The sequence below is a fragment of the Sphingomonas sp. HF-S4 genome, from assembly GCF_032911445.1.
Classification (GTDB): Bacteria; Pseudomonadota; Alphaproteobacteria; order Sphingomonadales; family Sphingomonadaceae; genus Sphingomonas; species Sphingomonas agrestis.
The window spans coordinates 1,865,420-1,878,033 of sequence record NZ_JAWJEJ010000001.1 but is presented as its reverse complement, the minus strand read 5'-3'; the positions used below and the strand labels follow the sequence as shown (position 1 = coordinate 1,878,033).

General features: G+C 66.1%; 10 protein-coding genes. 8 read left to right on the top strand and 2 right to left on the bottom strand.

What is annotated here, in order from left to right:
- Nucleotides 1-42: 42 nt before the first annotated feature.
- The 4 genes from RZN05_RS08150 (at nucleotide 43) to RZN05_RS08135 (ending at nucleotide 6,565) form a co-directional block, all read left to right on the top strand.
- Complete coding sequence (locus RZN05_RS08150) at nucleotides 43-3,183, top strand: TonB-dependent receptor (protein ID WP_317226116.1); 3,141 nt, start codon at nucleotides 43-45, stop codon at nucleotides 3,181-3,183.
- A gap of 132 nt (nucleotides 3,184-3,315) precedes the next feature.
- Nucleotides 3,316-4,038: a SapC family protein gene (locus RZN05_RS08145; protein WP_317226115.1), complete on the top strand. Its 723-nt coding sequence runs from the start codon at nucleotides 3,316-3,318 to the stop codon at nucleotides 4,036-4,038.
- 5 nt (nucleotides 4,039-4,043) lie between these two features.
- Nucleotides 4,044-5,075 (top strand): cupin-like domain-containing protein, encoded by a 1,032-nt coding sequence (locus RZN05_RS08140; protein ID WP_317226114.1) that lies wholly within the window; start codon nucleotides 4,044-4,046, stop codon nucleotides 5,073-5,075.
- A complete protein-coding gene (locus RZN05_RS08135; RefSeq protein WP_317226113.1) occupies nucleotides 5,072-6,565 on the top strand; it encodes a tryptophan halogenase family protein in 1,494 nt (497 codons plus the stop codon). Before RZN05_RS08140 ends, RZN05_RS08135 begins: the two co-directional genes overlap by 4 nt.
- A 20-nt stretch (nucleotides 6,566-6,585) precedes the next feature.
- Here the strand turns inward: RZN05_RS08135 and RZN05_RS08130 are convergent, their stop codons facing one another.
- Nucleotides 6,586-6,897, bottom strand: coding sequence for a hypothetical protein (locus RZN05_RS08130; protein ID WP_317226112.1), 312 nt, complete (start codon nucleotides 6,895-6,897; stop codon nucleotides 6,586-6,588).
- Between the two features lie 16 nt (nucleotides 6,898-6,913).
- Entirely contained in the window at nucleotides 6,914-8,398 is a 1,485-nt protein-coding gene (locus RZN05_RS08125; RefSeq protein WP_394804793.1) for a L,D-transpeptidase family protein, read from the bottom strand.
- A 289-nt stretch (nucleotides 8,399-8,687) separates the two neighbouring features.
- Here RZN05_RS08125 and RZN05_RS08120 point away from each other — a divergent pair, with 289 nt between their 5' ends.
- The 4 genes from RZN05_RS08120 to RZN05_RS08105 all read left to right on the top strand — a co-directional run bounded on the left by RZN05_RS08120 (nucleotide 8,688) and on the right by RZN05_RS08105 (nucleotide 12,562).
- Complete coding sequence (locus RZN05_RS08120) at nucleotides 8,688-9,407, top strand: GDSL-type esterase/lipase family protein (RefSeq protein ID WP_317226111.1); 720 nt, start codon at nucleotides 8,688-8,690, stop codon at nucleotides 9,405-9,407.
- A 206-nt stretch (nucleotides 9,408-9,613) separates the two neighbouring features.
- Complete coding sequence (locus tag RZN05_RS08115) at nucleotides 9,614-10,024, top strand: cupin domain-containing protein (RefSeq protein WP_317226110.1); 411 nt, start codon at nucleotides 9,614-9,616, stop codon at nucleotides 10,022-10,024.
- 10 nt (nucleotides 10,025-10,034) lie between these two features.
- Nucleotides 10,035-11,192: a Gfo/Idh/MocA family protein gene (locus RZN05_RS08110; RefSeq protein ID WP_317226109.1), complete on the top strand. Its 1,158-nt coding sequence runs from the start codon at nucleotides 10,035-10,037 to the stop codon at nucleotides 11,190-11,192.
- Nucleotides 11,193-11,203: 11 nt separating this feature from the next.
- A complete protein-coding gene (locus RZN05_RS08105) occupies nucleotides 11,204-12,562 on the top strand; it encodes a Gfo/Idh/MocA family protein (protein ID WP_317226108.1) in 1,359 nt (452 codons plus the stop codon).
- The last annotated feature ends 52 nt before the right edge of the window (nucleotides 12,563-12,614 follow it).

Here is a 12,614-nt window from a genome sequence, read left to right as displayed (position 1 = left end):
AAACCATGCGGCGCGCGGGGCGCGCTGACGAGGAGGGGACAAATGAAAAGCACTCGGCGCACGCCGACGCTCGCGCGTACGGCTTCCGCAATCGCCATCACGGCGTGCCTGATGATGCCTGGCATGGCGCTGGCGCAGGAAGCTGCGCAGGCCGATACGGCCTCGGCAGCGCAGGATGACACGGCGCAAGGCGAAGATATCGTCGTCACCGGCATTCGTGCCGCGCTGGATCAGGCGATCGCGATCAAGCGCAACTCGGCCGGCGTGGTCGATGCGATCTCCGCCGAAGACATCGGCAAGTTCCCCGATACCAACCTTGCCGAGTCGCTGCAGCGGATCACCGGCGTTTCGATCACCCGTGCGAACGGCGAAGGTTCGCAGGTCGCGGTTCGCGGCTTCAGCGGCGGCTTCAACCTGGTGACGATCAACGGTCGCCAGCTTCCCTCCACCAGCATCGATACCAGCACCGGCAACGCCTTCGCACGCGGCACCGGCCGTTCGTTCGACTTCCAGAACCTCGCCTCGGAAGGCGTCTCGGCGCTCGAAGTATACAAGACCGGCCGCGCCAATATCCCGTCGGGTGGCATCGGCGCCGCAATCAACATCGTGACTCGCCGTCCGCTCGATTCGCGCGAGGACGGCTTCTCGGGCTCGATCGGCGCCAAGGCGCTCTATGATCTGACGGTCGAGGATGCCGAAGCCGATCTGAAGAAGATCACTCCGGAAGTTTCGGGCCTGCTCAACTGGAAGAACCCCAGCGAGACCTTCGGCGTCACGGTGTTCGGCAGCTACCAGTTGCGCGAATCGACTTCGATCCAGTCGAACCCGAACTATTGGAACATCGTTCCGCTGGCAGCCTTCCTCAGCACGGCGGGCCCATATATCAGCCCGACGACCAACATCACCAATCGGCCGACGACGCCGTATGTCCAGATCCCGAACGACAGCCGCTACCAGTTCTCCGAGAACCGTCGCGAGCGTCTGAACGGCCAGGCGGTCGTCCAGTTCAAGCCTTCGGACGCGATCGAGATCACCGTCGACGGTCTCTATGCCCGCAACAAGCTGAGCGACGAGCGCAGCGAGCAGACCAACTGGTTCCAGCGTCCGTTCACCGACGTCACCTTCGACGACAACAAGCAGATGCAGAGCGCCATCATCCTGGCCGAAGCGGTGCAGGCGGATAAGGGCTATGAGCAGCAGCGCTTCGCCACCCAGAGCGAGCTGTACTCGGTCGGCGGCAACCTCAAGTGGAACTTCACCGACGCCCTGTCGCTGACGCTCGACGCCAACCATTCGAAGTCGAAGACCACGCCGGACAATGCCAACGGATCGTCGGCGACGACGATCTCGATCGGCGCCCCGGTTCGTGCGACGCACCGCGTCGATTTCACCGGTGGCTTCCCGCAGCAGTCCGAAACGATCAACGACTGCAACGCCACCAACGGCGGCCGCGGCGGCAATTGCAACAACCAGCTCGATATCGGCGACGTCGGCACGCAGATCGCGCGTACGATCACTTCGGAGCAGGAAGCGCGGATCAATCAGTACGGCGCCGAATTCGCCTGGGATCTGGGCGAGGGAAGCAAGTTCGTCTTCGGCGGCGACTATGTCGATGCCAAGATGCGCTCGGCGAGCTCGAACACCCAGCAGATGCTGGGCGACTGGGGCATCACCGACACCGGGCTCGTCAGCCAGCTGGCCGGCGATCTGGTCAAGACCTTCTGCATGACCTGCAAGTTCGACAAGTATAACCCGAATTCGACCGGCTCGGCGCTGGTCGCGTTCCGCGGCGACGCAGTCGAGCTCCTCGACATCTTCTCGCCTTACTACGTCAACCAGCCCGGCCGGAACATCGCGCTGCAGGGTTCGGCGGACGATACGGTCGGCGAAAAGACCTGGGCGGTGTACGGCCAGATGAACTGGAGCGGCGAAATCGCCGGCCGCCGTGCAAACGCCCTGATCGGCGTCCGCTACGAGAAGACGCGAGTCAATGCAGTGGCGCTGCAATCGGTGCCGCAGGCGATCCGCTGGGCGTCGGACAACGATCTCTATGTCGATGGCGGCCCTGCCGGCGGCGCAGTGGTCCAGAAGGCGAGCTACGATAACCTGCTGCCTTCACTCGATTTCGACATCGAGGTTCTCGACAACGTCAAGGCGCGTGCTTCGTTCAGCCAGACGCTGGCACGTGCGGATTACGGCAGCCTGTTCGCATCGGTGACGGCGAACGCTCCCAACCGCCCGACGGCGCTTGGCGCTGCAGCTGCGGGCGCAAACGTGCAGGATCCGTCGCTGTTGCCGCTGGAATCGGACAATTTCGACGTGTCGCTGGAGTGGTACTACAAGCCCTCGAGCTTCGTATCGATCGGCTTCTTCAACAAGAATGTGCGCAACTTCATCGGCACGCAGGTTACCAATGGCAACCTGTTCGGCCTGCGCGATCCGAGCTCGGGCGCTCCCGGCACGCGTTCGGGCGTCGCGCTCGATTATCTGCGGACCAACAACATTCCGCTGAGCGACATCAACCTGTTCGCCTACACCGCGTTGCTGGTGCAGAACAACGGCAACCAGGCTGCGGCGACGGCGCAGTTCCAGGCAAATTACACCCCCGGCGTGGGCCTGGGCACGGCGTTCTACAACCAGCTCGCCACTGCGGTGGACATCGTTGCCAACGACGCCGACCCGCTGTTCAACTTCGCGATCAGCGGCCCGGTCAACAATCGTGAGGGCAACATCCACGGCTTCGAAGTCGCCTGGACGCACTTCTTCGGGGAGTCGGGCTTCGGCTTTGCGGCGTCGTACACCAAGGTCGACGGCGACGTGAACGTGGACCCCTATGCCGATCCGAACGTCAACATCTTCGCACTGACCGGCCTGGGCGACAGCGCGAACCTGACGGCGATCTACGACAAGGGCGGTCTCTCGGCCCGCGTCTCGTACAACTGGCGTGACAAGTATCTGTCGGGCACCAACCAGGGCGGCAACCGCAACCCGCTGTTCACCGACACGTTCGGCACGCTCGACGCGAACATCAGCTATGATTTCACGCCGAACTTCTCGCTGTCGCTCGAGGCGGTGAACCTGACGAGCGAGCCGTTCCGTCAATATGCCCGCAGCGAGACCAACCTGGTCTATGTGCAGGAGCTCAAGCCGCGCTTCTGGCTCGGCGGACGCTTCCGCTTCTAACCGGACCCGGGAGTGGGCCAGCGCCCACTCCCGATAAAAGGGGGAGAAAGGCCGCAGCTCCCGAGCAGCGGCCTTTTTCTTTTGTCTGGCACCCGCGCGTCGCTAGACTGGGTGCAAACAGGACCGGAGCGGATGAACCCCGTACAGATCAACAATATCGACCACGCAAATCTGCGGGTCAGCCCCCGCGCAGGCGCCGCGTTCGGCGACGCCGCCAACCAGGCATTGGTCTTCCCCGCCGAGTTCGAGGAACTGCAGCGCGAGTTCGCGATCATCTTTCGCCGTCGCGAGGCTGGGATCCAGGCCTATGCGCTGCTCGGGCTCGACCGCGACGAGAATTTGTTCCTCGCCGGCGATCGCTGGGCGAGCCGGTACGTTCCCGCGATGCACCAGCGCGGACCGTTTTCGATCGGCATCGCGCGCAGTGCCGACGGCGCCGGGGCGGGCGAGCCGATGGTTCATGTCGACATGGACGATCCGCGGGTGGGCGCGGGCGAGGGCCTGCCGCTGTTCCTGGAGCATGGCGGCAATACGCCGTACCTGAACCGGATCTCGGAGATCCTGCAGCTGCTCTATCGCGAGACGGACAGGGCGCCGGGGGCCTATGCGGCGCTCGACCAGGCCGGGCTGCTCGCGCCGGTGACGCTGACCGTCGATGTCAGCGAGGACCGCCGCTATACGATCCCCGACGTGCTCGTAATCGATGTCGAACGCCTTGCCGCGGTGACGGGGGCGGCGCTCGAGCAGCTGTACAGCGCGGGGATATTGCGGCTCGCGATCCTGGCCGCGGCGTCGCTCGGCAACATCCAGCAGCTGATCGCCCGCAAGCAGGCGCTGCTGGATCCGGTGGCCTGACCGGCATGCCCGCCATCGCTCGTCGGACGCGCGTGATCGAGGGCGCGGACGCGCGCAGCCTGGCCGTCGCCGACCTGATCGCCGAGGGGCGTCCCGCGATCCTGCGCGGGATCGCGCGCGACGTGCCGCTGGTCGCCGCCGGGCTGCAAGGCGCGGAGTCGGCGATTGCCTGGCTCAAGCAATTCGATGGCGGGCGCCCGGTCACTGCCTATGTCGGCGATGCGGCGATCGGCGGCCGGTTCGGCTATGCCGACGACTGCACGGCGCTGAATTTCGCGCGCGAGCGCGGATCGCTGTCGGGCTATCTGGACCGGCTCCTCGCCGGGCTGGACGATCCGCACGCGCCGGCGATCTATATCGGCTCCACCGATATCGACTCGTATCTGCCGGGGCTTCGCGAACAGGCGGCACTGCCGTTCGGCGATCCGCAACTGGAGGCGCATCCGCCGCTGGTCAGCATCTGGATCGGCAACCGCACCACCGCGGCGGCGCATTACGACATGTCGAACAACATCGCGGTGACTCTGGTCGGGCGCCGGCGCTTCACGCTGTTCCCGCCCGATCAGGCGGCCAATCTCTATCCCGGCCCGCTCGAGCTGACGCCGGCGGGGCAGGTCGTCTCGATGGTCGATTTCGATGCGCCCGATCCGGTGCGCCATCCCGGCTTCGCCGACGCGCTGGCCGCGGGCGAAGTGGCGGAGATGGAGCCGGGGGACGCGCTGATCTATCCCGCCTTGTGGTGGCATCAGGTCGAGGCGCTCGATCCGTTCAACGCGATGATCAACTATTGGTGGAATGCCGCGCCGCGCTTCGTCGATACGCCCCAGACGACGCTGCTCCATGCGATGCTTAGCCTGCGCGACCGCCCCGAGCACGAGAAGGCCGGGTGGAAGGCGCTGTTCGATTATTATGTCTTCGGCCCCGCCGATCGCGCGGGTGCGCATCTGCCCGAAGCTGCCCGCGGCAACCTCGCGCCGCTCGACGACATCAAGGCGCGCCGGCTGCGCGCGGACCTCCTGAACAGGTTGAACCGATGAGCGAACAGATCGTGAAGCGTGTCGTCATCGCCGGCGGGGGGACCGCCGGCTGGGTCGCCGCGGCGGCTTTGGTCAAGCAGCTCGGGCCGCTGCTCGATATCACCTTGGTCGAGTCCGACGAGATCGGCACGGTCGGGGTGGGGGAATCGACCATCCCCACGTCGCGCAGCTTCCACGACCTGCTGACGATCAACGAGCAGGCATTCATGCGCGCCACCCAGGCGACCTTCAAGCTGGGCATCTCGTTCGAGAATTGGGGCAAGCCCGGCGACCGCTACATCCACAGCTTTGGCGAGATCGGCAAGCGCTCGACCTGGATGGCCGACTTCCACCATTTCTGGCTCCATGCACAGGCTCGCGGCTTTGGCGGCAGCCTGGCGGACTATTGCTTCGAGCTCCAGGCGTCGCAGGCGGGCAAGTTCGCCAAGGCCGAGGGCGTGCCGATCAACTACGCCTATCATCTCGACGCGACGCTCTATGCGCGCTTCCTCAGGGGGCTTGCGGAACCGGCGGGCGTACGGCGGGTCGAGGGCAAGATTGCGCAGGTCGAGCAGCATCCCGAAACCGGCTTCCTCACCGCGCTGGTGCTCGCATCGGGGACGCGCGTCGAAGGCGACCTGTTCCTCGACTGCACCGGTTTTCGCGGTCTGCTGATCGAGCAGACGCTGGAGACCGGCTATGACGACTGGACGCGCTACCTCGCCACCAATTCGGCGATTGCGGTGCAGACGCGCTCGGTAGGCCCCGCCATCCCGCTCACCCGCGCGATCGCGCACCAGGCCGGCTGGCGCTGGCGCATCCCGCTCCAGCATCGCGTCGGCAACGGCATCGTCTATTGCAGCGACTTCCTCTCGGACGACGAGGCGCAGGCCCAGCTTCTTGGCGATGTAGAAGGCGAAGTCCTCACCGAGCCGAGGGTAATCCGGTACCAGACCGGCGCACGGCGGCAGGTCTGGAACAAGAACTGCGTGGCGCTGGGCCTCGCCAGCGGCTTCATCGAACCGCTCGAATCGACCAGCATCCATCTGGTTAAGGTCGCGATCACCCGGCTGATCCAGGAATTCCCGTTCGGCGGGTGCAGCGAGGCGCTGGCCGCGCGGTTCAACGCCCAGTCGCGCTACGAAATCGAGGGGATCCGCGACTTCATCACGCTCCATTACCACCTCACCCAGCGCGACGATTCCCCCTTCTGGGATCGCTGCCGGACGATGGAGATTCCCGACAGCCTCGCGCAGCGCATGGCGCTGTTCCGCGATGCCGCTCAGGCCTATAAGGAGGGCAACGACCTGTTCCGGGTGGATAGCTGGGTTCAGGTGCTGCTCGGCCAGGGGCTAGCCCCTCGAAGCTATCACCAGCTCGCAAGAATGATGGATGCCGACACGCTCGCCGGCGCGCTCGCGACGCTCAAGTCGAATATCGACACTGCGGTCGCACGGATGCCGTCGCACCAGGATTTCCTGGCGCAATACTGCCCCGCCGGCGACGCCTGACGCCGCCGGCGGAAACGGGTCTATTCCACCGGCGCGCTGTCGTTGCCGGCTTCATCGCGCGAGACGCGCGCGGTCATGCCGGTGGCGTCGGCATCGTCCTGGGTCTGCTCGTCGGCGCTGAGGCCCGAGGGGACGGTCTCGGCCTCGGGCACCGCGACGGTGACGTTGTCGACCAGCGGCGCGGCGGGCGCCTCGGCCGGCAGTTCCACCGTCGTGTTCTCGACTTCGATCGGCGCCATGTTCTCGACTGGGGGCGGCGCCTTCTCGTCGCCGCCCGAGCAGGCGGCGAGCGCCAGTGCTGCAGCGAGCGGGGCGATACGCTTGATATTCATCCTTGGTCCCTCTTCGTCAGCGTGCGGCGACGGCGGTGATCGCCGAGCGCCTCTCGATCTTGGCGGCGAGCGTCTTGTCCCAGCCATAGGGATCGCCGCGGAAGTTCATCTGGCCGTTCGCGCTGGCAAACGCGGTCCAATAGAGCAGATAGACGTGCACCTGGTCCTGCGGCTGGAGCTGGACGCGCAGCGTCTTGCCCTTGTCCTTGGCCGCCTCGATCGCGTCGGGCTGCCAGGCGGGATCGTTGCGCAGCAGCAGCTCGGCGAGCGGGCCGGGCTTTTCGAGCCGCACGCAGCCATGACTGTCGAGCCGGTTGAAGCTCGCGAACTTCGCCTGTGCCGGAGTATCGTGGAGGTACACGGCGTAAGGGTTGTCGAAGTCGAACTTGTAGAGCCCCAGCGCGCTCTTCGGCCCGGGCTGCTGCTGGATGCGGCGGCCCGCGCCGGTGCCGATGATCTTGTAATTGTTCGCCGCCAGATAGGCTGCACCCTTGGGGAACAGCTCCTTGGCGGCGATCCCGGCGGGGACGTTCCACGGCGGATTGAGCACGATCGAATGGATGCGCGACTGGAGCATCGGCGTCTCGTTGCCCGGACGTCCGGTCACCGCCTTCATCGATGCGATCGGCGCATCGCCCTCGAACACCGTCAGCACCGCCGCGGCGATGTTGACCTGGATGCGCTTGGCTGGCAGCTCGGCGGGCAGCCAGCGCCAGCGCTCCATGTTCGCCATGATCTGGCGCACGCGATCGCCGGCGGGGACGTTGAGCGCGGCGAGCGTCTGGGTCGAGACGAGGCCGGTGGGGTTGAGGCCATAGCGCCGTTGCGCGCGGACCACGGCTTCCTTCAGTTCGGCGTCGAACGTGGCGCCTGTCGTCGCGACGTCGCTGTCCTCAACCGCGAGCCGCTTGCGCAGCGCAGTGACTCGCGCCCCGGTGGATCCTACGGCAAGGTCCGGGCCCGCCGGGAGCGTCGACCAGCCCCCCGCTGCCTCGATCTTGCGGTAATTGGCCAGGCCCTTCTGCAGCCCGTCATAGCCGGCATATGGTGGCGGCAGCGAGCGGAACCACGCCGCAATACGATCGCGCTTCACCGCATCGGCAAAGGCCGGTATCGGATCATAAGCGGCGGGGCGCAGGCCCCAGTCCGCCTGGAAGTCGCTGGTATCGAGCCGCCCCGAATGCACCGCGCGGGCATAATCGAGCGCCGCGCGGACCACCGCCTCGTTACCGCCCATCTGCGGCGCTGCGGCACCGTCGTGGCGAAGCCCTTGCGCGAAGCCGGCATCGGCGAGCAACTGAGTCAGCTGCGCCGCCTGCGCTGCGCTGATCGTCGGAGGCGGCACCACTGGAGCCACCGGCGGCAGCGGCTGCACCATCGGTGCGGCAGGGGGCGTCTGCTGCTGCGCGAAGCCCGGCGCGGCCAGCAATCCGACCACGGCCGCGACTGCGCTGCCTTGCCAAAGGGATCGGCCTAAACTCGCTCGCGATATCACACTCATACTCCTGCCCGGCTGCGTCGCCCCCCGGCAATTCAGCTGAATCGAAGTGCTAATAGGCGAAGTTCGCGTGCAAGTGCGAGAAACTATTGGCCCGCGGCCGAGATATGCCGACCGCGGGCGAACAGAGGCGCGGTGCTGCTGGCCGATGCGAGCCCCGGAACCGCGCTTATGGCGGGCTCATTCTCAAGAACGACTGCGATCCAGCGCGCTTGCCAGCTTTCTTTGCAGCCCGCTAAGCTCGTGCCGAAACAGGCGGGTCGCCGCTCGCCGAAGGACAGGAGAGATCACGATGCCGATCGTTCGCCGCGGCTTCCTGGCCGGCGCACTCGCGCTCCCGCTCGCCGTCCGAGCGCAGCCGCAGGAGAATCGCGAGGACAAGCGCCAGCGCCAGCTTCGCGAAGATTGGCCCTGGCTCGATCGCTATGCCGAGGAGAACCGTGCGCTGCTCGCATCGGGCGCGAAGACCAACATCGTCTTCATGGGCGATTCGATCACCGAAGGCTGGCGCAGGCAGCGTCCGGAATTCTTCAAGCCAGGTCGCGTCGGCCGCGGGATCGGCGGACAGACCACCCCGCAAATGGTGCTGCGGATGATGGCCGACGTCGTCGCATTGAAGCCGCGCTACCTCCACATCATGGCCGCGACCAACGACGTTGCCGGCAACACCGGCAAGATCACGCTCACCCAGACCTGCGACAATTTCCGGATGATGACGGCGATCGCCCAGGCCAATCGCATCGAGGTGCTGATCGCCTCGGTGCCGCCCGCGGACGGCTTTCCGTGGCGGCCCGGGCTGGAGACGGTCGCGCCGATCCGCGCGATCAACGCCCGGCTCAAGGCATATGCGCAAACTGCGAGAGTGACCTGGATCGATTACTGGCCGGTCCTAGCCGACGCCAAGGGCGGCATGCGACCGGGCCTCGCGACCGATGGTGTCCATCCGACCGACCAGGGCTATGATCTGATGGCAACGGTGATCGAGCCGTTTCTGCGGGCGCGCAAGGTGTGACCTTCGCTGTTGCGATATGTCAGACAAATGAGTTTCAGATGCGGAGTTTTCGAGTAGGTTGTCGGGAACCGGATTCGCAATCCTGCGAAAGCAGAAGCCCAGGATGACAAGCGAACCGGCCTGAAACGCCGGCTCCCTGCTTTTTGCAGGAGCACGGGATGGGAGAGGCAATGCGGATAACCGGAAGAGACGCCGTCGTCGCGGGCTTGGCTGCGTTATGCGTCGGGGCGGTCGCCGCAGCGGCGCAGACCATTCCCGCCAGACTCGGCCCCGCGGTGTTCGACTGGGCGAAGATGGACGTGAAAACCACCGATGTCGGCGCACTGCGCACTCTCGTCCGCCAGCCCACCGCGACGCTCGACGAGCTCGAGATGCACGTCACCACGCTCAATCCGGGCCTCGCCTCGCACCCGCCGCACACTCACCCCAACGAAGAACTGGTGATCATCCGCGAAGGCACCGTCGAGGTGCTGAGCGGTGGCGCGTGGAAGCGGCTGGGGCCCGGATCGGTGGTGTTCAACGCCTCCAATTCGCCGCACGCGCTGCGCAATGTCGGCGAAACACCGGCAACCTATCACGTCATCAACTGGAAGACGCCGGCCACGCCCGCGCACTGAGGAGACCAAGATGCACCGCCGTACGATGCTCACCGGCGCCGGGCTGGCAGGGCTTTCCGCCACGCTGCCGCCCGAGCTGCTCGCCCAATCGGTCACCCAGGGCAATGCCGTCTCGGCCGACGCCGCGCCCTCGGCGCCCGAGCCGACCGCCAAACACCGCATCAAGTTCGGCATCATCGGCCTCGATCACGCGCATATCTATGGCATGACCGACGCGATGATCCGCGGCGGCGGCACGCCGGTCGCGGTGTTCGCCGCCGATCCCAAGCAGATCGAGCCCTTCGTCAAGCGCTACGGCAACGGCGTGAAGATCGCCAAGAGCGAGGCCGAGATCCTCGGCGACAAGTCGATCCAGCTGATCATCGGCGCGCCGATCCCCGATCTGCGCGCGCCGCTCGGCATCCGGGCGATGCGCGCGGGCAAGGACTATCTCGGCGACAAGCCCTCGATCACCAGCCTAGAGCAGCTTGCCGAGGTCCGCCGTACGGTCAAGGAGACGGGCAAGAAGTTCGCGATCATGTATTCCGAGCGGCTCGAAGTGCGCTCGGCCGTATATGCGGGCGAACTCGTCGCGCAGGGCGCGATCGGCAAGGTGATCCAGACGGTGAACCTGGCGCCGCATCGCGTCAGCGCGCCCACCCGGCCCGACTGGTTCTGGGACAAGGCCAGGTATGGCGGCATCCTCACCGATATCGGCAGCCACCAGGCCGACCAGTTCCTCTATTATACCGGCTCGACCTCGGCGCAGGTCGTCGCCGCGCAGACCGGCAACCTTCATTGGGCCGACAAGCCCAAGTTCGAGGATTTCGGCGACATGGTCGTTACCGGCAATGGGGGCACGGGCTATATCCGCGTCGACTGGTTCACGCCCGACGGGCTGCCGACCTGGGGCGACGGCCGGCTGTTCCTGCTCGGCACCGAGGGGACGATCGAACTCCGGAAATATGTCGACGTCGCCGGGCGCCCTGGCGGCAACCACTTGTTCCTCACCGACAACAAGGGCGTGCGCTATGTGGATTGCTCGAAGGTGCCTTTGCCCTTCGGCCCGCAATTCGTCACCGACGTGGTCGAGCGCACCTCGGTCGCGCAGGACCAGGACCAGGCGCTGCTCGCCGCCGAATTGGTGCTGACCGCCCAGAAGAACGCCACCCGGCCCAAGCTGGGCTGAAGGAGAAGATCATGCAGCTTTCCCGACGCGGCATTCTCAAGACCGGCGCCATCGTCGCAGCCCCGGCGATCGTGCCTGCCAGCGTGTTCGGCCAGAACGCGCCGTCCAACCGCATCACGATCGGCGCGATCGGAGTGGGGCGGATCTCGCGCGGCCACGACATGCACGAGATCCACAAGCATGCCGACGCGCAGATCGTCGCGGTGTGCGACGTCGATACGATCCGCCTGGGCGCCGGCAAGGAACTGGTCGATGCGCGCTATACCGCGAGCACCGGCAAGCCCTATTCGGGCACGCGGATGTTCCACGACTATCGCGAGCTGCTCGCCGACACGTCGATCGACGCCGTGCTGATCTCGACGCCGGACCATCACCACTCGCCCCAGGCGGTCCATGCCGTCCGTGCGCGGAAGCATGTCTATCTGCAGAAGCCCGCCGCGCTGACCATTTCCGAAGGCCGCACGATGGCCGATGCGGTCAAGGCGAGCGGCATGCTGCTGCAGATCGGCTCGCAGCAGCGCGCGCAAAACCCCTGGCCGCAATTCCACCGTGCGTGCGAGCTTGTCCGCAATGGCCGCATCGGCAAGCTGCGCCAGGTCGAGGTGGGCTTGCCCGGCGATCCTTCGGGCCCGGAGGCGCCGCCGATGCCGGTGCCGTCCAACCTGAACTACGATGCCTGGCTCGGCACCACGCCCGAGGTGCCCTATACCGAGATCGGCGTGCATCCGCAGAATTCGTTCGAGGATCGCCCGGGCTGGCTGCGCATCGAGCAATATGGCGCGGGGATGATCACCGGCTGGGGCTCGCACCATATCGACACTGCCCATTGGGGCATGGACATGGAGCATTCGGGGCCGGTCGAGATCTGGGGCAAGGCCGAATTCCCCAAGTCCGGGCTGTGGAACGTCCATGGCGCGTTCGAGACGCATGCGCGCTACGCCAATGGCGTGACGATGAAAGTCTCCGGCGCGCTGCCCAACGGGGTGAAGTTCATCGGCGACAAGGGCTGGATCTTCGTCACCCGCAGCGGCGCGGTCACCGCGAGCGATCCGAGCGCGGGCGCCAAGCCGATGGAGCCGCTCCAGGCGAGCGATCCCAAGATCCTGACCAGCGTGATCGGCCCCAACGAAGTCCATCTGCTCGAGGTGCCCGAGCAGCACCGCAACTGGCTGGATGCGATTCGGACCGGCGTGCCCTTGAGCGCCCCCGCCGAGATCGGCCACCGCGCCTGCTCGACCTGCCTGCTCCACTGGACCGCGATGAAGACCGGCCGCCGGCTCAAATGGGATCCCAAGGCCGAGCGCTTCCTCGGCGACGACGAAGCCAATGCCATGCTCAGCCGGCCGCAGCGGGCGAAATACGCAATCTAGCCCAGTTGTGCTCCGGACTGTCCGGAGCGGAACGTGTCCCTATATGGCGGGC

Coding starts and splice junctions, on each gene's coding strand:
- RZN05_RS08145 (WP_317226115.1), top strand. CDS start 3,316: ATGAACCCCGTACAGATCAACAATATCGACCACGCAAATCTGCGGGTC.
- RZN05_RS08105 (WP_317226108.1), top strand. CDS start 11,204: ATGCAGCTTTCCCGACGCGGCATTCTCAAGACCGGCGCCATCGTCGCA.
- RZN05_RS08135 (WP_317226113.1), top strand. CDS start 5,072: ATGAGCGAACAGATCGTGAAGCGTGTCGTCATCGCCGGCGGGGGGACC.
- RZN05_RS08130 (WP_317226112.1), bottom strand. CDS start 6,897: ATGAATATCAAGCGTATCGCCCCGCTCGCTGCAGCACTGGCGCTCGCC.
- RZN05_RS08125 (WP_394804793.1), bottom strand. CDS start 8,398: ATGAGTGTGATATCGCGAGCGAGTTTAGGCCGATCCCTTTGGCAAGGC.
- RZN05_RS08120 (WP_317226111.1), top strand. CDS start 8,688: ATGCCGATCGTTCGCCGCGGCTTCCTGGCCGGCGCACTCGCGCTCCCG.
- RZN05_RS08150 (WP_317226116.1), top strand. CDS start 43: ATGAAAAGCACTCGGCGCACGCCGACGCTCGCGCGTACGGCTTCCGCA.
- RZN05_RS08110 (WP_317226109.1), top strand. CDS start 10,035: ATGCACCGCCGTACGATGCTCACCGGCGCCGGGCTGGCAGGGCTTTCC.
- RZN05_RS08140 (WP_317226114.1), top strand. CDS start 4,044: ATGCCCGCCATCGCTCGTCGGACGCGCGTGATCGAGGGCGCGGACGCG.